General features: G+C 47.0%; 20 protein-coding genes, 2 tRNA genes and 1 other RNA gene. 16 read left to right on the forward strand and 7 right to left on the reverse strand.

The annotated features are described in order from the left end of the window. Positions 1-263: 263 nt before the first annotated feature. Positions 264-1,247, reverse strand: coding sequence for an outer membrane protein assembly factor BamD (locus ACPEPR_RS01780; protein ID WP_005176190.1), 984 nt, complete (start codon positions 1,245-1,247; stop codon positions 264-266). 71 nt (positions 1,248-1,318) lie between these two features. Here ACPEPR_RS01780 and rluD point away from each other — a divergent pair, with 71 nt between their 5' ends. The 3 genes from rluD (at position 1,319) to ACPEPR_RS01795 (ending at position 3,782) form a co-directional block, all read left to right on the forward strand. Further along, a complete protein-coding gene (gene rluD / locus ACPEPR_RS01785; RefSeq protein ID WP_104470400.1) occupies positions 1,319-2,371 on the forward strand; it encodes a 23S rRNA pseudouridine(1911/1915/1917) synthase RluD in 1,053 nt (350 codons plus the stop codon). Positions 2,372-2,435: 64 nt separating this feature from the next. Beyond that, positions 2,436-3,185 (forward strand): peptidoglycan editing factor PgeF, encoded by a 750-nt coding sequence (pgeF, locus tag ACPEPR_RS01790; RefSeq protein ID WP_005176194.1) that lies wholly within the window; start codon positions 2,436-2,438, stop codon positions 3,183-3,185. 33 nt (positions 3,186-3,218) lie between these two features. Continuing rightward, positions 3,219-3,782, forward strand: coding sequence for a flavodoxin family protein (locus ACPEPR_RS01795; protein ID WP_104500249.1), 564 nt, complete (start codon positions 3,219-3,221; stop codon positions 3,780-3,782). An 80-nt stretch (positions 3,783-3,862) separates the two neighbouring features. Here the strand turns inward: ACPEPR_RS01795 and smpB are convergent, their stop codons facing one another. Further along, the gene (smpB, locus tag ACPEPR_RS01800) at positions 3,863-4,339 is read right to left on the reverse strand and encodes an SsrA-binding protein SmpB (RefSeq protein WP_005176206.1); all 477 of its coding nucleotides are present in this window, start codon (positions 4,337-4,339) and stop codon (positions 3,863-3,865) included. Between the two features lie 181 nt (positions 4,340-4,520). On the opposite strand from smpB, the gene coaD reads away from it, so the two are divergent. The 4 genes from coaD to ACPEPR_RS01820 all read left to right on the forward strand — a co-directional run bounded on the left by coaD (position 4,521) and on the right by ACPEPR_RS01820 (position 5,833). Continuing rightward, entirely contained in the window at positions 4,521-5,012 is a 492-nt protein-coding gene (coaD, locus tag ACPEPR_RS01805) for a pantetheine-phosphate adenylyltransferase (protein ID WP_005176208.1), read from the forward strand. Position 5,013: 1 nt separating this feature from the next. Further along, on the forward strand, positions 5,014-5,277 hold the full coding sequence (locus ACPEPR_RS01810; protein ID WP_034597403.1) for a YfhL family 4Fe-4S dicluster ferredoxin: 264 nt from the start codon (positions 5,014-5,016) through the stop codon (positions 5,275-5,277). A gap of 27 nt (positions 5,278-5,304) precedes the next feature. Further along, an RNA gene (rnpB, locus tag ACPEPR_RS01815) (RNase P RNA component class A) lies at positions 5,305-5,683 on the forward strand. 73 nt (positions 5,684-5,756) lie between these two features. Then, positions 5,757-5,833 (forward strand) — tRNA-Met (locus tag ACPEPR_RS01820). Positions 5,834-5,874: 41 nt separating this feature from the next. Here the strand turns inward: ACPEPR_RS01820 and ACPEPR_RS01825 are convergent. After that, positions 5,875-6,288: a hypothetical protein gene (locus ACPEPR_RS01825; RefSeq protein WP_225876425.1), complete on the reverse strand. Its 414-nt coding sequence runs from the start codon at positions 6,286-6,288 to the stop codon at positions 5,875-5,877. 186 nt (positions 6,289-6,474) lie between these two features. On the opposite strand from ACPEPR_RS01825, the gene ACPEPR_RS01830 reads away from it, so the two are divergent. Next, a tRNA-Met gene (locus ACPEPR_RS01830) sits at positions 6,475-6,551 on the forward strand. 116 nt (positions 6,552-6,667) lie between these two features. Here the strand turns inward: ACPEPR_RS01830 and ACPEPR_RS01835 are convergent. From ACPEPR_RS01835 to ACPEPR_RS01845, 3 genes are all read right to left on the reverse strand, one after another. Next, entirely contained in the window at positions 6,668-6,955 is a 288-nt protein-coding gene (locus tag ACPEPR_RS01835; protein ID WP_087662151.1) for a hypothetical protein, read from the reverse strand. A 237-nt stretch (positions 6,956-7,192) separates the two neighbouring features. Beyond that, on the reverse strand, positions 7,193-8,818 hold the full coding sequence (locus tag ACPEPR_RS01840) for an NAD+ synthase (RefSeq protein WP_005176221.1): 1,626 nt from the start codon (positions 8,816-8,818) through the stop codon (positions 7,193-7,195). Positions 8,819-9,192: 374 nt separating this feature from the next. Beyond that, the gene (locus tag ACPEPR_RS01845; protein ID WP_016659914.1) at positions 9,193-9,693 is read right to left on the reverse strand and encodes a hypothetical protein; all 501 of its coding nucleotides are present in this window, start codon (positions 9,691-9,693) and stop codon (positions 9,193-9,195) included. Positions 9,694-9,847: 154 nt separating this feature from the next. Between ACPEPR_RS01845 and ACPEPR_RS01850 the strand changes: the two genes are divergently transcribed. From ACPEPR_RS01850 to ACPEPR_RS01870, 5 genes are all read left to right on the forward strand, one after another. After that, the gene (locus ACPEPR_RS01850; RefSeq protein ID WP_163146055.1) at positions 9,848-11,350 is read left to right on the forward strand and encodes an AAA family ATPase; all 1,503 of its coding nucleotides are present in this window, start codon (positions 9,848-9,850) and stop codon (positions 11,348-11,350) included. Beyond that, on the forward strand, positions 11,338-12,801 hold the full coding sequence (locus ACPEPR_RS01855) for a VWA domain-containing protein (RefSeq protein ID WP_005176227.1): 1,464 nt from the start codon (positions 11,338-11,340) through the stop codon (positions 12,799-12,801). Before ACPEPR_RS01850 ends, ACPEPR_RS01855 begins: the two co-directional genes overlap by 13 nt. Before the next feature lie 209 nt (positions 12,802-13,010). Then, positions 13,011-13,967: a metal-dependent hydrolase gene (locus ACPEPR_RS01860; protein WP_423561857.1), complete on the forward strand. Its 957-nt coding sequence runs from the start codon at positions 13,011-13,013 to the stop codon at positions 13,965-13,967. A 15-nt stretch (positions 13,968-13,982) separates the two neighbouring features. Next, positions 13,983-14,834, forward strand: coding sequence for an SDR family NAD(P)-dependent oxidoreductase (locus tag ACPEPR_RS01865; protein WP_034597594.1), 852 nt, complete (start codon positions 13,983-13,985; stop codon positions 14,832-14,834). A 175-nt stretch (positions 14,835-15,009) separates the two neighbouring features. Continuing rightward, positions 15,010-16,464, forward strand: coding sequence for a flavin-containing monooxygenase (locus tag ACPEPR_RS01870; RefSeq protein ID WP_171526552.1), 1,455 nt, complete (start codon positions 15,010-15,012; stop codon positions 16,462-16,464). A 119-nt stretch (positions 16,465-16,583) separates the two neighbouring features. Here the strand turns inward: ACPEPR_RS01870 and gltA are convergent, their stop codons facing one another. Next, a complete protein-coding gene (gltA, locus tag ACPEPR_RS01875; RefSeq protein ID WP_005176240.1) occupies positions 16,584-17,858 on the reverse strand; it encodes a citrate synthase in 1,275 nt (424 codons plus the stop codon). Between the two features lie 1,020 nt (positions 17,859-18,878). Between gltA and sdhC the strand changes: the two genes are divergently transcribed. From sdhC to ACPEPR_RS01890, 3 genes are read left to right on the forward strand one after another with little or no spacing between them, the layout of a single operon-like run. After that, positions 18,879-19,277: a succinate dehydrogenase, cytochrome b556 subunit gene (gene sdhC, locus ACPEPR_RS01880; RefSeq protein ID WP_005176242.1), complete on the forward strand. Its 399-nt coding sequence runs from the start codon at positions 18,879-18,881 to the stop codon at positions 19,275-19,277. Next, the gene (sdhD, locus tag ACPEPR_RS01885) at positions 19,277-19,642 is read left to right on the forward strand and encodes a succinate dehydrogenase, hydrophobic membrane anchor protein (RefSeq protein WP_005176252.1); all 366 of its coding nucleotides are present in this window, start codon (positions 19,277-19,279) and stop codon (positions 19,640-19,642) included. Before sdhC ends, sdhD begins: the two co-directional genes overlap by 1 nt. A gap of 12 nt (positions 19,643-19,654) precedes the next feature. Continuing rightward, positions 19,655-21,553: an FAD-binding protein gene (locus ACPEPR_RS01890; RefSeq protein ID WP_005176254.1), complete on the forward strand. Its 1,899-nt coding sequence runs from the start codon at positions 19,655-19,657 to the stop codon at positions 21,551-21,553. The last annotated feature ends 10 nt before the right edge of the window (positions 21,554-21,563 follow it).

Genomic DNA, 21,563 nt, shown 5'->3' on the forward strand with positions numbered 1-21,563 from the left:
TTCAAAGCTGTACTTATGTTAGGACAATAAAAGGAAGAGACAAATTTTATTTTAAGTGTGTTGGGCCTCTATTTTCATTCGGCCTGTTAAGGGCTTTGTATGGAGAACTTCCTACTTTGGAAAGACCCAAAGTAGGCAAAAGTCTTTGTTCCCCATACACAGCATCCTTGTTGTGATGGGGAACGTGTGGCATCCCTGCCACATCCGCGTATCCAATGGAATGTTTAAATCAAATTTAAGACAGTCATGGATGTTAATTATGTTTACTCGGCCGCTTCACTGTTTTCCTGTTTTTCAGGACGGTCCAGCAAACCAAAACTTAAACGGTTGGTCCAGCTACGTGGTTCTTCCTGCTGGTTGGCCAGTTTTTGCTGCTGTTCGGTGGTGGCCTGTGCTTCACGACCAAAAATACCCAAAGTCGCACGGTTTAGCCAGCTACCTTCATTCCGTGCAGCACGCAGGTTTACAGAGCCATCGGCTTTAACCAGATTTGGATAGTTCAGTTTTAACAGGTCAATATACTGTTGTGCAGTGGCACGGTCACCCAGTTGGGTATAACCATAGGCTGCGGTGGCAATTGCTTCCGGAATCTGTGGGGTTTGCGGATAATGTTCGATTACCCAGAGTGAACGTTCCACCGCGGCGACCCAGGCCTTACGTTTAATATTAAAACGTGCCGCATTCATTTCCGCTTCTGCCAGCTCTTGCCCGATAAACTGCATACGTTGTGCAGCATCCACAGCATAGGTGCTTGATGGATAACGGCGAATGAAATCGACAAAGTTCTGATAAGCCACTTTTAAATAGCTGACATCACGATGCGCCTGTTTTAACGAGGTATAACGGATTAAACCATCATAGTTCTGTTCCATATTGGCCACGCCGCGCACATAGTAGGCATAGTCAGCATTTGGATGCTGCGGGTTCATCCGGATAAAACGGTCGGCCAGCGCGACTGCACCTTCATAATCTTTTTGCTGGAATTTTGCATACAGCAGCTCAAGTTGTGCCTGCTGGGCATATTCACCGGTAGGATAATAGGTTTCTAATGCTTCAAGATGCTGGATAGCATCGGTATATTGCCCGCGTTCCAGTGCTCGTTCTGCTTTTTGAATATAAACTTGTTCGCTAGATTGCGGACCTGTATCGACCACTTCTTTTTTTGGATTACTGCTACAGCCCACGATTGCAGATGCAACGCCAAGTGAAAGAGCTAGCATGGTAATTTTATAACGTGGTAGCGACATAAAAATTCCTCTGTTATTACGGGCAATGAGCTACAATTGCGCTATTAAACCACTTTTGTCTGAATGATCAAATGTCTCAAGCACAATCTTCCAATTCCAACATCCCTGAAACTGACTTCAATTTACTTGATGATTCTGAGGATGCAGATAATCATACTTCAGACCCAACTGCAACACGTTTATCGTTGCAATTTCAACTGGATGAAAGCTATCTGGGGCAACGTATCGACCAGGTTGCAGCTCTCATCTGGAGTGATTTTTCACGTGAAAAACTGAAACAGTGGCTAAAAGATGGCCATTTGTTGGTGAATGGTAACACTGTCAAACCAAAGTACAAGTGCGAAGGCAATGAACTGTTAAGTTTAAATGTTGAACTTGAAGCACAGACCAACAGTCAGCCTGAAAACATCCCTTTAGATATTGTCTATGAAGATGATGATATTTTAGTGATTAATAAACCGGTTGGTATGGTGGTGCATCCTGGTGCGGGCAATATTACCGGCACACTGGTCAATGCCTTGCTGTTCCATTATCCAAAATCGGCAGAATTGTCACGTGCCGGGCTGGTACATCGTATTGATAAAGACACCAGCGGTTTGCTGGTGGTGGCGAAAAATCTGGAAGCGCAGTTTGACCTGAGCAAGCAGCTGGCCAACAAGTCGGTGTACCGGATTTATGACGTGGTGGTATATGGCAATATCATTGCCGGCGGCACCATTGATGAACCGATCAAGCGCCATCCGGTCGACCGTGTCAAAATGACAGTGCTTCCGGGCGGCAAAGACGCCGTGACCCACTATAACGTGAAAGAGCGTTTCCAGCATTTCACCCGGGTTCAGGCGCGTCTGGAAACCGGCCGTACCCATCAGATTCGGGTTCATTTTAGCTATATCGGTCATGGTCTGATTGGCGATCCGGTGTATATGCCACGTGTGCGTGTGCCGGCTGGAGCCTCCGAGCTGCTCAATGAAACCTTGCGCGGTTTTAAACGTCAGGCACTGCACGCGGCCAAACTGGGGCTGGTGCATCCACGTACCAAACAGGACATGATGTTTGAAGCGCCGTGGCCGGAAGATTTCAGCCAGCTGGTGGATGTGTTGCGTAGCGAAAACGCTGCCTATTAAACCGTTCTGCAGCGTTGAGAAAGTATGATCTCAACGCCGCTTTTAAGTGAACACAGGAGCTGAGATGCAATTTATTCAGGGATTACCGGCACAGGTTTATGTGGCGCAAACGCGGATTCAGCATCAGCAGGCCTTGCCAGCGCAAGTACCGGAACTGGCCGGTTTTAACCTGGCCTTGCATGTGCAGGATGCAGCGGAACGGGTGCAGCAGCATCGTATGCTGTTACTGGAACAGCTGGCCGAATACGGTGTTAATACAATCAGCTGGATGAACCAGACCCACAGCACCTTGTGTCATGTGATAAATGATGAGCTGCATTTTAATGCACCGGAAGGCGATGGACTGGTCACGCAGCGCAAAGGCCATGCCTTAATGATGATGACCGCCGACTGCCTGCCCATTGTGCTGGGCAATCAGGATGGCACTGAAGTGGCCAATTTACATGCCGGCTGGAAAGGTCTGGCACAGGGTATTGTTGAAAATACCATTGCCGCCATGCAGCACCCACCGACCTGGGCCTGGTTAGGCGCGGCCATTAGTCAGCCGTGTTTTGAGGTAGGGGCCGAAGTAAAGCAGGTATTTTGTGAGAAATATCCCGCATTAAGCAGCGCCTTTCAGGCAGGGAAACAGGCCGGAAAATTCTATGCCGATTTATATGCGATTGCCCGCTATATCCTGACCGAGCAGGGGGTAACCACCATTTTAGGTGGTGATCAGTGTACCTATCGGCAGGCCGAGGAGTATTATTCTTATCGTCGTCAGGCCAAAACCGGACGCATGGCAACATTCGTTTTTATCGCTGATCAATGCTAAACTTGACTGAATTATTGGGTTTTTAAAGTTTCCATGTCTGTTACTGATCAAACATCTGTGTCGCAAGTAAAAGTCTGTGTTGTGTATCATAGTCCCTATGGCCATACCGCTAAGGTGGCACAGCATATTGTGCAGGGCGCCGAAAAAGCCGGAGCTGAAGTACATTTAATGGCAGTGAGCGAGGTCGATTGGGATGTGCTGGATCAGAGCGATATTCTGGTCATGGGCTGTCCAACCTATATGGGCAGTCTGACTTCGGCACTGAAACAGTTTATGGAACAATCTTCAAAACGCTGGCTGGCGCGAAGCTGGCAGGGCAAAATTGCTGCTGGCTTTACCAATGGCGGCGGTTTAAGCGGTGACAAGCTGGCGGTGTTACAGCAGATCAATTTATTTGCCATGCAGCATGGCATGTTATGGTCGGGCTTGCCGTTTATGCCAACAGGCCGTAGTCCGCATGATATTAACCGGATGTCGAGCTTTCTGGGCTTAATGACCCAGTCTGACAATGCCAGCGTTGACGTTACCCCGCCAGAAGGTGACCTGGAAACAGCGGTGAAGTTTGGCGCTTATCTGGTGGGCTTAAAACAGAAATAAGTTTGCTTTCCAATGATGCAATAAAAAATGCCTCCCATGTTGGAGGCATTTTTACATCAAGTACTTGTGTTCAAACGTGCTTATTTATGCATTAAACGGGCTTTATCACGCTGCCAGTCACGGTCTTTTTCAGTGGCACGTTTATCATGCAGCTGTTTCCCTTTCACCAGGGCAATTTCCAGTTTGGCCAGCGGACCTTTCCAGTAACAGACCAGCGGCACACAGGAATAACCTTTCTGGTTCACCGCACCGAGCAGTTTGGCAATTTCTTTGCGGTTCAGTAACAGCTTGCGGGTACGGGTCGCTTCAGGCACCACATGGGTCGAAGCCGACAGTAAAGGTTGAATTTGGGCGCCAAATAAGAAGGCTTCACCATTTTTAAAGGTGATATAGCTTTCGGTCAGGCTCATACGACCGGCACGCAAAGACTTGACTTCCCAGCCTTGCAGGGACAGTCCGGCTTCAAATTTTTCTTCAATAAAATAATCGTGGCGTGCACGTTTGTTCTGTGCAATCGTGCCACTGGTATTTTTTTTAACTACAGTTGCTTTCGCCATAATGAGTCACTTCCAACGTTAGTCCTATTGTGCCCCAAACACAGGCATGCTGACAATTCCAAAATCAGCGCTGAATTACAGCACTATCGCAGGATTTTTGTGAAATTGGCCGAGTTTATTCACCAATAAATCAAGTTTTTGCTAAAATATGGCTCTACAAAACCAACTAGAGTAAAAATGGATGTCTAAAACTCGCGTGATTTATCCGGGGACCTTTGATCCAATCACCAATGGTCATATCGATTTAGTAACACGGGCGGCCAGAATGTTTGATGAAGTGGTGGTCGCAATTGCCATTGGTCATCATAAAAATCCGGTGTTTACTCTAGATGAGCGGGTAGAACTGGCCAAAACCTCACTCAGCCATTTACCCAATGTGGAATTTGTCGGCTTTGATGGCCTGCTGGTGAATTTCTTCCGCGAACAGCAGGCCACGGCGGTACTTCGTGGTTTACGTGCAGTGTCTGACTTTGAATACGAGTTTCAGCTGGCCAATATGAACCGTCAGCTGGATACCAATTTTGAAGCGGTATTTTTAACGCCGTCAGAGCAATATTCGTTTATTTCATCCACGCTGGTGCGTGAAATTGCGCGTTTAAAAGGAGATGTGACCAAGTTTGTACCGCAAACCGTGGTCGAAGCCTTTGAACGCAAACATCAACAAGGTTGGTAGCGTGTCTTTATATATTACCGATGAATGCATTAACTGCGATGTCTGTGAACCTGTGTGCCCGAATGAGGCTATTTTCATGGGCGAGCTGATTTATGAAATCAACCCGGCGCTGTGTACCGAATGTGTCGGGCATCATGATAAACCGCAGTGTCAGTTATTCTGTCCGGTGGACTGTATTCCGCATGATCCCCATCATGTCGAAACCCAGGAACAATTGCTGGAAAAGTATCAAAAACTGATTGATCAAAAAAGCACGAGCAATTAGTGCATTTATTTGTTAAGATGCGCCCTCGAAGTGAACCAGACGATCGCTGCTGTGGAGGTCTCCGTGACTAAAGCAGGGGAGGAAAGTCCGGGCTTCATAGGGCAGGGTGCCAGGTAACGCCTGGGCGGCGTGAGCCGACGGAAAGTGCAGCAGAGAGTAGACCGCCTTCATTCAGGTTTCTTTTTCGGAAGAAATCGAAGGTAAGGGTGAAAGGGTGCGGTAAGAGCGCACCGCATGACTGGTAACAGTTCATGGCATGGTAAACCCCACCAGAAGCAAGACCAAATAGGAATCCTGAGGTACGGCCCGTACTGGATTCGGGTAGGTCGCTTGAGCGTATGAGTGATTGTACGCCTAGAGGAATGATCGTTCTCGACAGAACCCGGCTTATCGGTTCACTTCACCAAATTTTGTACAATTAGCCTGTAGAAGGGCTTGACGTTATAAACATTACAGCAGATAATGCGCGCACAGTTTACGGCTATGTAGCTCAGTTGGTTAGAGCACCGCACTCATAATGCGGGGGTCACAAGTTCAAGTCTCGTCATAGCCACCATTTTTAAAGATCACATCCTTATGTGATCTTTTTTTTTGTCTTTAAAATCTGTGCTCGCAGTTGAGCTGCTGCACATCCAGCTTCAGCGTCTGCTGTAGCTGTTGAATCTGTTGCCAGCGTTGCTGCTGGTCGGCATAGACAAAAATTTTCTCATCGACCTGATCCAGTTTGGACACGGTAATTTTTTGTGCAGCACAATAACGGCCTTCATAGCGTTCCTGTGCAAGCGCCTGTTGTGCTTCAGGACTTAGGCGATCTGCGGTTAAAATCTTCTGCTGGCCTTTGGCATACTCGACCAGAATGCGTTTTTGCGGAATGGTGAACCAGAGATGACCATTAATAAATTCTGCGACATCGCGGCGTACCCCGTTATAGTCCACCATGAGTGGGGCAACCAGCTGACAGCCCGATAATGTCGCAACTAGCAGACTACTGATCCATATTTTTAACTGCATTGTGTTCAAATGATTGATCCTGGAAAGTTTCATCATAGTCAGCGAAAGGGTTTGACCCAAGTAAAAAATTGCAAATCCGGTTAAAAATTAATAAAAACGTCATGTTTTGCTTAAACAGTGTTCATTTGAGTAGATAAATATCTTGACGATAAAGTCCGAACTTTAGATAATGCGCACACAGTTTACGGCTATGTAGCTCAGTTGGTTAGAGCACCGCACTCATAATGCGGGGGTCACAGGTTCAAGTCCCGTCATAGCCACCATTTTAAAAGACCAAGCTCTCAGCTTGGTCTCTTTTTTTGTCTGTTCAAAAAGTCCAAAAAAATGTTGTGCAAACTCTCCGCGCAATTTAGATACCAGCGATGAATAAAATGCTGGCTTAGGAATTCAGCTGTTGCTGTACCCAGCTTAAGAATTCCTGTTTATGCGCAAGGGCTGGCGCTTTAGAACCATCAATCACTTTAGGCTTGCCATTAAATATACCTTTAAACAGATAAGACTGCCCAGCTTCAAACTCGATACTGCCTGTATCATGGATTTCGGCGAAAAACGCGTTCAGGCGCTCATACTGGCTATAGCGATGAAAATGCGGACGTTCATTAAATAATGATAAATCTGTTCTAAAGTCTGCAGGGTATTTCTTAGTGTCATATGAAATCCATTGCATCCAATTTTAGCTCATGCATATCTTGAACATAGGGTTAAACATAGACCGTTGTCTATCTGTTTTTAGTCAACCTAGACGATTCATTGATATTGGTTTTTTTGAATGACGTAGAACTCAAAAATATAGGATCGGTTTAGATGGCAGGGGAAGATGCGTATTCTAAGTAGCCTCATTCCAGCAGACAATAAAAAACCCCAAGACTGGCTTGAGGTTTTTAGGATGGATCAGATCAGGGGCTTATAGGCCCGGTTTCCAGCCATTGACTAATGGATAACGGCGTTCACGGCTAAAAGAACGTGATGTAATGCGTGGACCAATTGCGCCCTGACGGCGTTTGTATTCATTGCGGTCAACCAGACGCACCACTTTTTCAACCACAGCCTGATCAAAGCCTTTGGCAATAATATCGTCCTGGCTCAGGTCTTCTTCAATATAGGCATACAGGATCGCATCTAGCACATCATACGGTGGCAAAGAGTCCTGATCTTTCTGGTCCGGGCTCAGTTCAGCTGATGGCGGACGGCTAATTACACGCTCCGGAATCACCGGCTGTTCGCTTATACTGTTCCGGTATTTGGCCAGTTCAAACACGATGGTTTTGTAGACATCTTTGAGAACTGCATAACCACCAACCATATCGCCATACAGGGTGCAGTAACCGACTGACAGTTCAGATTTGTTACCAGTCGACAGGACCAGGTTGCCAAATTTATTGGATAAGCCCATTAGCAACGTACCGCGGGCACGGGCCTGCAGGTTTTCTTCGGTGGTATCAACCGGGCTATTGCCAAAGAATGGATACAGGGTTTGCATAAAGCTGTTCACAATCGAGTGAATTTCGGCAATGCCAAAGGTCACACCCATGGTTTTGGCTTGCTGTGCAGCATCTTCTACACTAATTTGCGCGGTATAGGTATACGGCATCATCACCGCTTGTACTTTGTCTGCACCCAGGGCATCAACCGCAATGGCCAAGGTTAGTGCAGAGTCAATCCCGCCAGATAAACCCAGAATCACGCCTGGGAAACCTGAACGTTGTACATAGTCACGTGTTGCCAGCACCAGACCCTGATAAATTTCAGCCATGGTGTCGAGGGCTGCCGCCTGTTCGCCCGTTTTATAGCGCTGCTGTTCGGCTTCATACTCCACCACAAACAGGCCTTCCTGATAGGTTGGCGCACGTAAAGCAAGTTCACCGTCTTTGCTGATCAGGAAGCTGGTGCCATCAAAGATCAGATCATCCTGACCACCAACCTGATTGACATAGGCCAGGTTCAGATTCAGCTGTTTGGCCAGCGCAGTCATGGTATCAATACGGTGCTGTGGTTTACCAACTTCGTATGGCGATGAATTCAGCACCAGCACGGTTTCTACATTCAGCTGGGCCAGTTGCTGTACAGTGGCTAAAGACCAGACATCTTCACAAATCAGTACGCCAAATTTATGCCCCAAGTATTCAAAGACCAGATGTTGATGACCTTCGTTAAAATAACGTTTTTCATCAAACACGCCGTAGTTCGGTAAATTCTGCTTGTTATAAATACCCAGAATCTGGCCATCTTTCATTACCGCAGCCGAGTTATAACGCTGGCCATCTTCAGTTTCATTGACAAAACCAAATACCACAACGATGTCTTTAATCTGGCTGAGCTGTTCAAAGGCCTTTTGCGTGCGTTTTTTGAGGCTTGGGCGTAACAGCAAATCTTCTGCTGGATAACCAATCAGAGAAAGCTCTGGGAAAATGATCAGGTCAGCCTGTTGTTTTTTCGCTTCATTTGCTTGTTCAAGCATTTTTTGCGCATTTGCTTCGAGATTGCCAATGTATGGAGAGAACTGTGCAAGGGCAATTTTAAAAGATTTCATTAATTTACGTCCTATTCCTATAGGGTTTTGAATACACGGACTGCCGCTTGTAATTATGGTGATCGGGCAGCGGTGCATTCTGATACTAAAAAGTACTGCCGACTGGCTCAAGTATAAAAAGTAATACGCATACGACTTGATAAAATCTTATTTTGCAATGCAAAAAATCAGACGGGTTTATTTTATCTTAAATTAATTCAGATGCTAGAGCATATTCAGGATAATTGCATAGTAGCGGCAATTCGCGCCGTGAGAGAAGGCGCATAATGCTTTATTTAGTAAGCTTGAGTAACAAAAGCATGGGTTCGGTGAATCAGGCCTGATGGCACAAAAAACCGGCAGCTTGCAACATGAAAGCGCTATTGCAGCGCAGTTTAGGCCGGTGGATGCAGAATAATATTGTCAATCTTGTTTAAAAAAATATCGCGGGCAATATCGCCTTGCTGTTCAATGTTGTAGGCAAAAAACGGCTTACCGGGAATTAGCTGGTAACGGTAGGGATTATACCGCCCGGCAGACAGATAAAAAGCGGTTTGCAGCAGTGCACCTTTCAGCAGCACATTAATCTGCTGCTGATGCTGGTAAATATGTGTCATTTCATGAATCAGCACCGCCTGAAAGGCAAGCGGTGCCTGGCTATAATCTTCCCGGTACAATGGATCACGCACATGAATATAACCTTGCGGCGCCATCAGAATATGCGCCGGTTGCCAGGGCAAATAAGGATGATTCATGATGCTGACCCGGCTGTAATCAATCAGCTGCCCGAATACGCGCTGGCACAACGCAATTTCGCCCGGGGTTAAAGCCCGGCAGCGAAACTGCTCCAGTTTAAGCAGGCGCAGTAGCAGCGGTAACAGTTTCAATAACAGCATGGTGAAAGATCAGGTCGGGTCATTCAATTTTCCCAGTTATAACAAAACTGGCAGGCAGATATGTAGCAAAAATTTCATCTGCGGTGGCTTGCCGGTTTTTCTTCATTTCCGCAAACCGTTACAATGCAGTTTTTCGCGCAGGTTCAGGTATTCGATGAAAGCACGTATTCATACACTTATTTCGCAAATGTCCCAGCAGATGTATGAACGTGAACAGGTGATCGCACAAACCTTGCTGGCTGCTGTGGCTGGCAGTCATACCTTTTTATACGGCTTGCCGGGCACGGCCAAAAGCCTGATTTCCAGACGGGTTGCAGCCGCTTTTGAGGTCGATGCCTATTTTGAATATTTGATGAACCGCTTTAGTACACCCGAAGAAATTTTTGGCCCGGTGTCAATTAAAGCCCTAAAAGAAGATCACTATATCCGTAAAACCGAGCATTATCTGCCCTGTGCCGATTTTGCTTTTCTGGATGAAATCTGGAAGGCCAGCCCGGCCATTTTAAATACCTTGCTGACTTTGGTGAATGAAAAAGTCTTTAAAAATGGCGAGCAGCTGCAGCAGGTGCCCTTAAGTGTGCTGATTGGTGCATCCAATGAAATTCCTGAACCGAATCAGGGACTGGATGCGCTGTATGACCGTTTTATTTTGCGTCTGGTGGTCGAACCCATTCAGCAGGCCGGCAATTTTCATCAGCTGCTACAAGCCAAACCGGGCAGTGCTCATTTGCAGATGGATGAACCGCTTAAAATTACCCAGGCCGAACTGGCCGAATGGCGCGAACAGATTCATGAAATTGAGCTGCCGGCTTTGGTATTCCAGGTGATTGATCTGATTCGCCAGTATTTACAGCAGCATGTCGATGGCCTGTCGGTCTATATTTCCGACCGGCGCTGGCAACGTGTGGCTTATCTGCTTAAAGCTGCGGCATTTTTAAATGGCCGCTCACAGGTCTTGGTCAGTGATTTGTATCTCCTGAAATCCTGCCTGTGGAATCAGCTGGAAGATATTCCGGAGATGCACAAGCTGATTGATCAGGCCATTCTGGAGATTGGCTTGCACGCCGATTTGCAATTGGAGTCACTAATTCAGCGCAAAGACGAGCTGGAACAGCAGATGCTGAACGCCTTTTACTATACCGATGATGTCTATGAAAGCTATCTGATTCAGGACAAGGAGTACTTAAGAGCAGTGACTCACCTGGATCATCATTATCAGGATAAAGTGCTGTATCTGTTATTAAATAAAATGGACAGCAAACAGGATTTCTTTGCTGTGGATGCTTCCGGTGAGGAAATTCGCGGCATCGTGTGTAACTTTAATGGCGGCCGGCTCTGTACCTTAAAAGGCGGCTATTATGGGCTGGAAGAAGTGGTCACACCGTATATTAAATACCCGAAAGGCAGCGCACGCCGTGTCATTGATGAAAAGTTGGTGCAGCAGTTGCGGGGAGAGCTTGCCCAGCTACAAAATGCACTGAGCAAAGATTTAGCCCTGTTACAGCAGCGTTTTAATGCCCAGTCAGCACATTTTGCTTCAGTCTTTGTTGCCGCCGCCGACAGTGCCCAGTTACAACAGCATGTGCAGCAGCAGTTACAGCGCTATCAGCTGCAACTGCAAGACTGCGCGCGGCTGGAACAGCTATGTCAAGGCTAGACCTGCAGCAGCATCAGCGTCAGCATACAGCGTTAGAGCAGTTGACCGGACAGCTGTATCAGGAGCTGGCCGATTCCTCCTTAAAACACTGGCTGGATGATCAGAAAGTCAGTCAGCATCTGGATGATAAAGTCCGGGCCTGGGCCTATCAGGCCAAATCCAGTCTCGATCAGCAGCATCCTTATAGGGAAGTGCAGCAGCAACTGGAACACTGGCTGGCGCAGCCCTCCATCAATAGCGCCGAGTTTCAGCAGATGCAGGTGCAATATCAGGATTTTCAGGCTCAGCTGGGGCTGCCTGATTTAAGCCCGTTTTGGACTCAAAGCGCTACTTTCTCTGCCGGACAGCGCGAGCTACAGGCACAGTTATTAACAGAAAAATGGCAACGTAAACTGACCGAAGCCATTGCTCATTGGGAATTTGAGCAGCTGGCCTTGCAGCGGGATGCTTTTCTGGATGAGATTCGCGATTTTCTCAGCCAGATGCAGCGACTGGCCAAATACAAAGATGCCACCGGCATCGAAACCGGTATTTTTATTGACTATTCCAGAGGCCAGTTACAACCACAGGATATCCAGCAGTTTGAGCAATGGGCCAGCTATTTGCAGGAGGATCGTGAGCTGCAAGCCTTGTGCCAGAAAATCGGTTCTGCCCAGCCTGCACATTATCCGCGCCAGGCCGTGCAGCAGCATCGGCCAGAGCAGGAGCTGGAATTGCTGGAGCAGCACTGGCATGAAGAAATTACCGGTATTCAGCTGGCGCAGGATTTGAATCTGGCGCTGCCGAGCGAGCTGGCCTTACTGGCCGATCCCGATCTGGCGCTTTTATTTGACCTGAAATATCTGGAATCCAACCTGATGAGCTTTAACCTGCAAGGTCAGCACAGCAGTCGGGTAATTCAGGATCAAACAGCACGGCACAAGCGTCTGGGGCAAAAAGGCCCGATGATTTTGTGTCTGGACACCAGCGGTTCCATGCACGGCCAGCCGGAGCTGATTGCCAAAGCCATGAGTCTGTATCTGGCAATTCAGGCCATGAAAGCCAAACGCCCGATGTATTTAATTAACTTCTCGACCCAGCTGACCAGCCTGAATTTACTCGAAGGCTATTCGCTGGATGATCTGATTCACTTTCTTAGCCAGTCTTTTCATGGCGGCACCGATGTTATTCCCGCCATCGAACATGCCCTGTCGATGCTGGCCCAGCCAAATTTTCACAATGCCGATGTGCTGGTGGTGTCCGATTTCATCATGGGGCAGTTACCGACAGAACTGATGGCCCAAGTCGAGCAGCAGAAACAGCAGGGCACCGGTTTTTATGCGGTAGCGATTGGTAACTTCCGTTTTGAACATCTGAATCAGGGCCTGTTCGATCATCAGTGGATTTATCAGTCCAAAGAACGCAAAGTGCGTTATCTGCCCAGTAACCGCAGTGACAGAGTGTCCAAATAGGCGCTGACCCCAATTGACAAGGAAATGAGCTCTGCGGAAAAAAGTGTGAGCAAATTGTCAGACAATATTTTTTAAAGTCACGATTTGCCAATTTTATGACGATTTTGGCAACTGGTTTCAATGCAGGGCTGGCTTAGTTTTGGTCTCATTCAGGTCGATGACCACGGTGTCTTGACCTGGCTCAAATGGACAAAACAAAGAGAATAGCCATGCAGATTGCTCAGTTTTTACCTCAGCCTGTTCGCCATTTTTTCAGCGCGACACCTTTTGATGCCGAGAAACAGTCGGCTGCCCTCCCAATCCGGCATATGAAATTCGACTTTAAGGCCGAAGAAATGGATCCCAAATTTTACTTGAATGCCGAACTGGCCAGTGCCTATTTTGCCTCGCTGTCGATTTTCCTGACCTATGGCGAAGATCTGGTGATTGACACCGCGCGTTATCATCGTGAGCTGTTAAATGATCCCGTGCTAAAACAGCGGGTCACCTCCCTAATTGGCCAGGAGGCGCTACATTCCAGATTGCATGAAGAGCTGAATGATGCCTTTCGGGATGCCGATCTGCCGGTTGAGCTGTTCCGTTCCTGGGCCAGATTTGTCTTTGATCACGGCTTTAACCGTTTGCCACAGCCGATGAAACTGTCGCTGATGGCTGGCATTGAACATTTCACCGCGGTGCTGGCCGAGTACATGATGAATCATGAGGAAATTTTCTTCCAGTCGCATGATGAAAAGCAGCGTGCCATCTGGATGTGGCACATGCTGGAAGAATCGGAACACAAAGACATTGCCTATGATGTGTTCCAGTCGTTATCCAACAGTTATGGCTTGCGCATTGCCGGTTTCTTCCCGGCGCTCATCACCATCCTGGTGCTGATTTCCATTGCCTCGCTGCTGGTGCCGTTTTATCGCAAACCGTCTAATTTGTTTAGTCTGAGTTACTGGAAAGACCTGCCGCGTAGCATCAAGCTGATTTTTGGTCTGCAAGATGGCGTGTATGGCAGTAGCTGGGCGCATATTCTGGATTATCTGCGTCCCGGTTTTCATCCGAATGACCATGATACTTCGGCCTTTTTAGCCTATTACAAGGAACGTTTGCTGCATCCGGAAAGCGGGGTGTTAACGCCGTATTTCGTCAAGGAATTTACCCCGGCGCTCAAAGTGTAAGGATGAAGAAGGATGATGGGATTATTTGCAAAAAAAGTGCGACTGAGCCAGCAGGCTTATGCGGTGGTGACCGGTGCAGGCAGTGGGATTGGACGCAGTTTTGCGCTGGAACTGGCCAGGCGTGGTGGCAGCGTGATCTGTGCCGATATCAATCTGGCGGCGGCTCAAGCAACCGCCAAGCAGATTGAACACCAGTTTGCGACTGCGGCCTTTGCGTTGCAATGTGATGTGGGTGTGGCCGAGCAGGTGCAGCAACTGGCTGAACAGTCTGAACAGCTGTTGGGCCATCCGGTGACTTTGCTGATCAATAATGCCGGTGTGGGGCTGGGTGGCAAGTTTGATGAAGTCAGCCTGGCCGACTGGCAATGGTGTATGCAGGTCAACTTATGGGGCGTGATCCACGGTTGTCATTATTTCGTACCGAAACTGAAACAGCAGGGTGGTGGTGCGATTATTAATGTCGCTTCGGCTGCTGGTTATACCGCAGCGCCGGAAATGACCGCCTATAACGTCAGCAAGTCCAGCGTACTGGCCTTGTCTGAAACCCTGTCTGCCGAGTTACGTGGCGCCAATATTCGCATCAATGTGTTATGCCCAACGCTGGTGCCGACCAATATCATGAAAAATGGCCGTTTGCCTGCGCATTATTCGGGACTGGCAGATCATTTGCTGACCCATCATGCCTTTGTCAGCTGTGAGCAGGTGGTAGCGCAGACCTTAAACAATTTAGACCGGGGCGAGCTGTATACCATTCCACAGCCAGATGCCAAACTGTTCTGGTGGTTCAAGCGTGCCGCGCCGCGTTTATATACCAAGCTGCTGGGTGTGGGTTATCCATTATTCAATAAATATGTACAAAAATCCTGAGTAGAAAAAAATGAAACAAGATGATCAAGTCACGTTGCAAACGGTCGCTGAGCCGGCCGATCTTGTGCTCAAAAAGCCTAGTCGAAAAGCCAAAAGTGCCAGTGCAGCATCAGCAAGGGCAGGGGCCAATCAGCCAAATTCTCAAACAACTGAGCAGCGCGGTAGATCAACTACTATGCCAAGCCGGGTCTATGACACCATTATTATTGGGGCGGGTATTTCCGGTCTGGCAGCGGCCTATAAACTGAATCAGGCTGGCTATCAGGATTATCTGGTGCTGGAAAAAGCCGGCCGGGTAGGAGGCACCTGGCGGGACAATACCTATCCGGGTTGTGGTTGTGATGTGCCCTCGGCCTTATATTCTTTTTCCTTTGCGCCAAGTCATGGCTGGAGTCATTTATTTGCCAAGCAGCCGGAAATCCTGCGTTATCTGGAAGATGTGGCGACCCGTTTTCAGCTATATGCCAAGATTCAATTTCATAATGAACTGCAAGATGCACGCTGGAATGAGACTGAACAGATGTGGGAGCTCAACACCAGCAAAGGGCGATATCGGGCCAGAACCGTGATTTTCTCTACCGGCCCGATTACCGAGCCGCAACTGCCGAAAATTAAAGGCATCGACAGTTTTAAGGGCGAAATGTTCCATTCGGCACGCTGGAACCATGCCTATGACCTGCGTGGTAAACGCATTGCAGTCATTGGCACCGGCGCCTCGGCCATTCAGTTTATTCCGAAAATTCAGCCTCTGGCCAAAGAGTTATATATTTTCCAGCGTACAGCGCCGTGGGTCCTGCCAAAGCCTGATCTGCCCCTGAATCAGGTGATGAAAAGTACACTGGCCAAGTTTCCGGTCATCCAGCAGCGTTGGCGCGGTGCGGTATCGCAATCTTTGAATCTGATTAATTTTGGCCTGCGTCATCCACCTTTGTTGGAGCCCGTGAATGTACTCAGCCGGCAGCTGTTAAAATTACAGGTCAAAGATCCGGCTTTACGTCAGGCGGTTACCCCCAATTTTTCGGTCGGCTGTAAGCGTTTACTGTTTGCCAATGATTATTATCCGGCCTTGCAGGCCCCGAATAGCACTTTAATTCCGCATGGCTTGGTGGAAATTGAAGGCAATACGGTGATTTCCGCCAATGGTGACCGGCATGAGGTCGATGTGATTATCTGGGGAACGGGCTTTGAGGTGTCACATCCACCGATTGGTCGCCGTGTGCAGAATGCCCAAGGCCAACGACTTTCCGAGCTGTGGCAGAGCAGTTCACCCGAAGCCTTTTTGGGCACCAGTATCCAGCATTTGCCCAATGCCTTTTTGGTGCTCGGGCCGAATATTCTGGTCTATGATTCCTTTATTGGTATTGCAGAAGCGCAACTGGACTATATTGTCAGTGGTTTATTGCAAATGAAAGCCAAGGGCTTAAAGCGTATTGAAATCAAGCCGGATGTGCTGAAATACCACAATGCCAAAGTACAGACTCATGTGCAGAAAACTGTGTTTAACCGTGGCGGCTGTCAAAGTTATTATCTGGACCAGAATGGTCGCAACTTTGCCGCCTGGCCGTGGTCACTGGCCGAGTTAAAGCGACGTTTACAGCGCCTAGATCTGGAGCATTATCAGGTAGCTTAACGTACTTTTGCGCTGAATATTGGCGTTGCCTCGGTCTGGTCGAAACGCGCATTTAGTTTGAATGTCCATAAAAAAACCACCCAAACGGGTGGTTTTTTCGTCGTTGAACGCGAACCGGATTAACGGTTGATGTCGCGTTGAACTTCGCCAGTGTAAAGCTGACGAGGACGACCGATCTTGTAAGGACCGCTGTGCATTTCTAACCAGTGGCTGATCCAACCAACTGTACGTGCAAGCGCGAAGATCACAGTAAACATTTCTGTCGGAATACCAATCGCTTTCAGGATGATACCAGAGTAGAAGTCTACGTTTGGATACAGGTTACGCTTGATGAAGTATTCGTCAGAAAGCGCGATACGCTCAAGTTCCATTGCTAACGCTAATTGTGGATCGTTGATACCTAATGCACCAAGAACTTCGTCGCAAGTCTCTTTCATTACTTTCGCGCGTGGGTCGAAGTTTTTGTAAACACGGTGACCGAAGCCCATCAGTTTAACTTCTTTAGTCTTCACTTTTTCCATGAAGCCAGCAACGTTTTCTACAGTGCCGATTTCATCCAGCATCTTAAGAACTGCTTCGTTCGCACCACCGTGCGCAGGACCCCAAAGTGCAGAGATACCCGCAGCGATACAAGCATAAGGGTTAGCACCGGTAGAACCCGCTAAACGTACTGTAGACGTAGACGCGTTTTGCTCGTGGTCAGCGTGAAGAGTGAAGATACGGTCCATTGCTTTGGCAAGAATCGGGTTCACTTTGTAGTCACGGTCTGCAGGCGTAGCAAACATCATGTACAGGAAGTTTTCAGCGTAGCTTAAGTCGTTACGTGGGTAAACGAATGGTTGACCCACAGTGTACTTGTAGCTCCAAGCCGCTAAAGTAGGAATCTTCGCGATTAAACGGATCGCAGTGATTTCACGGTGGTTAACATCTTCGATGTCCAGGTTGTTGTGATAGAACGCAGATAATGCACCCACAACACCAACCATGATCGCCATAGGATGCGCATCACGACGGAAACCGTTATAGAAGCGGCTAACTTGGTCGTGAACCATGGTGTGGTTACGAACTTTCGCGTCAAATTCTTCTTTTTGCTCAGCTGTTGGAAGCTCGCCGTTTAATAACAGGTAGCAAGTTTCCAGGTAATCAGCTTTAGTCGCCAATTGATCAATCGGGTAACCGCGGTGTAACAGAACACCTTTGTTACCGTCAATGAATGTGATCTTAGATTCACAAGAAGCTGTCGCCATAAAACCAGGATCAAAAGTAAAGTGACCTGCAGCCAACACATCCTTAACGTCAATTACATCTGGGCCCAATGTGCCGCTGTAAATTGGTAATTCAATTTCTTTGCCATCAAGCTGTAAAACGGCTTTCTTGCCAGTTGCTTCAGACATTCAATAGATCTCCTGTCCTGGTGAATGTTGATCTGACTCGTAGTATCAATCTTTTAATGCGCGAATCAGACGGATCGAAAATTTGCTATAAGATTAGTGTGTACTGAAATTTTGTCAATTATACTTATGGATAAAAAGTGACGCTGACACAGCAGCTTAGTCAAAAAATATTCGTATGAAAAACTGAGTAAAATCACAGCACCGACGCGCTATAATAAGTCAAATTCCCGGATAGGTGCAGAAAAAAATAATAGGAATGCTTTAATTGTAAGCAATTTTTTAGCGTTAAAAGCTCTTGAAAAGCCAGGCTGCTGGAATTTTAAGCTTTCCGAAATGTATCTGTTTTTCATAACTTAGCTGGGCTTTGCCGGTTCTGCTGCTGCTTTGTTATTCATAAATAAAAGCGCTAAGTCTGTCATTTTTTTAGGTTTGACTGGTTAAAAAATAGCTAATTAAATCAGCCATTCAGCCAGTTAACTTGTTCTGATGCGCTGAAATTGCAAGTAAAGTCAGAGCAATCTGTCAGCTTTTGCAAGACTCAAAATCCAAATGCCGGCCTGAAGCGGGAAGCACGGGCAGGGCGCTGAAAATATTTCATGTTGTTTGCCTGATAGCAAATATTCAAGGAAAAAATATTCAGGCACCCAAAGATAAAGTGAAAAGATTCAACAATATAGTGTCTAGACATTTACTGTGCTGCTTTAGTCTAAATATTTCAGTCCGGTGAAAATTGCAATTATAGCTAAAACCAATAGCAGAAACATAAAATAAATTAATAAAAAACAGTGAGATGATGCCTTAAAGATGTATCCGGTTGATGTGTTTCATAAATTACCTATTTGTTAATGATTCTTATTTAAGGGTTTTTTGTTCAAAAAGCCCAGTGCGGTTGTTTGTATTTTAATAGTTGACGTTTTATAATTCAGTGTCGTTTTGAATATAGGCATTCGAATGCCTAGCAATGCCAGCTTTCCTTCGAATTAATTCCAACAAACTCCGGATGGAGTTTTTACTTACAGGATGCCCGCTGTGAAAAGCAACAGACCTGTCAATTTGTCCATGGGTCAAGTTTTATCAGTAAACTTAAAATCACCTGTGGCTATTGCATCAATTTTACACCGTCTTTCAGGTGTCATCGTATTTTTACTCGTACCGGTACTTCTTTGGTTATTAGACAAGTCTTTGTCTTCGCCAGAAGGTTTTGCAGAAGTACAGGAAATCTTTAACGGTTTCTTTGTCCGCTTTATCGTATGGGTATTTGTAGCCGGATTAATCTATCACTTCATCGCTGGTGTCAAGCATTTACTTGCTGACCTTGGTGTTGCAGAGGAACTGCAAAGTGGTCGTGTTGCAGCTACTATCGCATTAGTCTTGTCTGCGATTGGTATTCTCGCAGCCTTTGTATGGATTGTTCTCTAATGAAAAGTGCTACAGGTTTAACGGGTTCAGGTTCTCGCGACTGGTTTATCCAACGCGTAAGTGCTGTTGTTCTTGCTGTTTATACCGTTGTGGTATTTGGTTGGATTCTGCTGAATGGCGGATTTAACTTTGAACAGTGGTACGGCTTTATGATGACATTACCAATGAAGATTTTATCTTTATTGGCAGTCTTATCTCTTGTTGCACACGCATGGATTGGTATGTGGCAGGTATTCACAGATTACGTGACTACTCGTCAGATGGGTCCTTCAGCTTCAGGTTTACGCCTAGTGCTGACTTCAGCAGTGATTATTGCTGTTTTTGCATATGCAATCTGGGCAATCCAGATTTTCTGGGCGAATTGATAGGAAGATATCATGGGCGCGATTAACCCTAAAGAAGATTATTCAAACATTCCACACCAATTTTTTGACGCAGTCATCGTTGGTGGTGGTGGTTCAGGTATGCGTGCATCTTACCAACTTGCTCAAGCGGGTTTGAAAGTTGCAGTACTGACCAAAGTATTCCCAACACGTTCGCACACGGTTGCGGCGCAAGGTGGTATTGGTGCATCTCTTGGTAACATGCAGGAAGATAACTGGCACTACCACTTCTATGACACGGTTAAAGGTTCTGACTGGTTAGGCGACCAAGACGCGATCGAATTCATGACGCGTGAAGCGCCACAAGTGGTTTATGAATTAGAACACTTGGGTATGCCATTTGACCGTAACGCAGACGGTACAATTTACCAGCGTCCATTCGGTGGTCACTCTGCAAACTACGGTGAAAAAGCTGTGCCACGTGCATGTGCTGCTGCTGACCGTACAGGCCACGCGCTGCTTCACACGCTTTATCAAAGCAACGTGAAAATGGGGACTCAATTTTTCGTTGAATGGATTGCACTTGACTTAATCCGTAACGAAGCAGGCGACGTACTGGGTGTAACTGCAATTGACCAGGAAACAGGTAAAATTGCGGTATTCCAAGCTAAAGCGACGCTATTCGCTACTGGTGGTGCAGGTCGTGTTTACCGTGCCTCTACTAACGCGTATATCAACACGGGTGACGGTCTTGGTATGGCTGCTCGTGCAGGTATTCCATTACAGGATATGGAATTCTGGCAATTCCACCCAACAGGTGTTGCGGGCGCAGGCGTATTGTTAACGGAAGGCTGTCGTGGTGAGGGTGGTATCCTTCGTAACGATTCTGGCGAACCGTTCATGGAACGTTATGCTCCAACTTTAAAAGACTTGGCGCCACGTGACTTCGTATCACGTTCTATGGACCAGGAAATTAAAGAAGGCCGTGGTTGTGGTCCGAACAAAGACTACATCTTGCTGGATATGACGCACCTGGGTGCTGACACGATCATGAAACGTCTGCCATCTGTATTCGAGATTGGCAAGAAATTCGCGAACGTTGACTGTACTAAAGAGCCAATTCCGGTTGTACCAACAATCCATTACCAAATGGGTGGTATTCCGACCAACATTCATGGTCAGGTTGTTGTTCCAGAATCTCGTGAAACGACTCCACTGGTTGCCAACTACGACAAAGACACTGACACATATTCTACAAATGCGGAAGGTCGTGACTTTGCGAAACCTGTAAAAGGTTTCTATGCAATTGGTGAATGTTCATGTGTATCTGTACACGGTGCAAACCGTTTAGGTACTAACTCACTGCTTGACCTGGTGGTATTTGGTAAAGCGGCTGGTCAACATATCATTGAGTATGTAACTAAACAGCACGATGGCGAGTACGAACCACTACCTACAACTGTACTTGAAAACACGCTGAACCGTATTCGTAAACTTGACGAATCAACTTCAGGTGAAAACGCTCAAGAAGTTGCGGATGCAATTCGTAACATCGTTCAGGATCACGCAGGTGTATTCCGTACTTCAGCATTGCTTGAAGAAGGTGTGAAACAGATTCTTGCGCTTGAACCACGTGTTCGCAATATCCACCTGAAAGACAAATCTAAAGTCTTCAACACTGCACGTGTAGAAGCATTAGAAGTTGAAAACCTATACGAAGTCGCAAAAGCAACCTTGATTTCTGCTGCTGCGCGTAAAGAGTGTCGTGGTGCGCACACTGTTGTAGACTTTGAATTACCACCAGATCACCCGACTTATTCTTATGGTCGTCGTGATGATGAGTGGATGAAGCACACTCTGTGGTTCTCTGCAGACAACCGTCTTGAGTACAAACCAGTACGTTACAAGCCGCTTTCTGTTGCAGCTATTCCACCTAAACCACGTACATTCTAATCAGGAGAAA

Source organism: Acinetobacter sp. AND/436 (genome assembly GCF_049546925.1).
GTDB classification, from domain to species: Bacteria; Pseudomonadota; Gammaproteobacteria; order Pseudomonadales; family Moraxellaceae; genus Acinetobacter; species Acinetobacter indicus.

Excerpts from the sequence above, each read along its gene's own strand:
- ACPEPR_RS01845 (WP_016659914.1), bottom strand. The coding sequence starts at position 9,693 with ATGCTGTTATTGAAACTGTTACCGCTGCTACTGCGCCTGCTTAAACTG.
- ACPEPR_RS01870 (WP_171526552.1), top strand. The coding sequence starts at position 15,010 with ATGCCAAGCCGGGTCTATGACACCATTATTATTGGGGCGGGTATTTCC.
- gltA (WP_005176240.1), bottom strand. The coding sequence starts at position 17,858 with ATGTCTGAAGCAACTGGCAAGAAAGCCGTTTTACAGCTTGATGGCAAA.
- ACPEPR_RS01860 (WP_423561857.1), top strand. The coding sequence starts at position 13,011 with ATGCAGATTGCTCAGTTTTTACCTCAGCCTGTTCGCCATTTTTTCAGC.
- sdhC (WP_005176242.1), top strand. The coding sequence starts at position 18,879 with ATGCCCGCTGTGAAAAGCAACAGACCTGTCAATTTGTCCATGGGTCAA.
- ACPEPR_RS01865 (WP_034597594.1), top strand. The coding sequence starts at position 13,983 with ATGGGATTATTTGCAAAAAAAGTGCGACTGAGCCAGCAGGCTTATGCG.
- ACPEPR_RS01840 (WP_005176221.1), bottom strand. The coding sequence starts at position 8,818 with ATGAAATCTTTTAAAATTGCCCTTGCACAGTTCTCTCCATACATTGGC.
- ACPEPR_RS01795 (WP_104500249.1), top strand. The coding sequence starts at position 3,219 with ATGTCTGTTACTGATCAAACATCTGTGTCGCAAGTAAAAGTCTGTGTT.
- ACPEPR_RS01855 (WP_005176227.1), top strand. The coding sequence starts at position 11,338 with ATGTCAAGGCTAGACCTGCAGCAGCATCAGCGTCAGCATACAGCGTTA.
- ACPEPR_RS01825 (WP_225876425.1), bottom strand. The coding sequence starts at position 6,288 with ATGCAGTTAAAAATATGGATCAGTAGTCTGCTAGTTGCGACATTATCG.
- coaD (WP_005176208.1), top strand. The coding sequence starts at position 4,521 with ATGTCTAAAACTCGCGTGATTTATCCGGGGACCTTTGATCCAATCACC.
- ACPEPR_RS01890 (WP_005176254.1), top strand. The coding sequence starts at position 19,655 with ATGGGCGCGATTAACCCTAAAGAAGATTATTCAAACATTCCACACCAA.
- rluD (WP_104470400.1), top strand. The coding sequence starts at position 1,319 with ATGTCTCAAGCACAATCTTCCAATTCCAACATCCCTGAAACTGACTTC.
- ACPEPR_RS01850 (WP_163146055.1), top strand. The coding sequence starts at position 9,848 with ATGAAAGCACGTATTCATACACTTATTTCGCAAATGTCCCAGCAGATG.
- ACPEPR_RS01835 (WP_087662151.1), bottom strand. The coding sequence starts at position 6,955 with ATGCAATGGATTTCATATGACACTAAGAAATACCCTGCAGACTTTAGA.
- sdhD (WP_005176252.1), top strand. The coding sequence starts at position 19,277 with ATGAAAAGTGCTACAGGTTTAACGGGTTCAGGTTCTCGCGACTGGTTT.
- ACPEPR_RS01780 (WP_005176190.1), bottom strand. The coding sequence starts at position 1,247 with ATGTCGCTACCACGTTATAAAATTACCATGCTAGCTCTTTCACTTGGC.
- smpB (WP_005176206.1), bottom strand. The coding sequence starts at position 4,339 with ATGGCGAAAGCAACTGTAGTTAAAAAAAATACCAGTGGCACGATTGCA.
- pgeF (WP_005176194.1), top strand. The coding sequence starts at position 2,436 with ATGCAATTTATTCAGGGATTACCGGCACAGGTTTATGTGGCGCAAACG.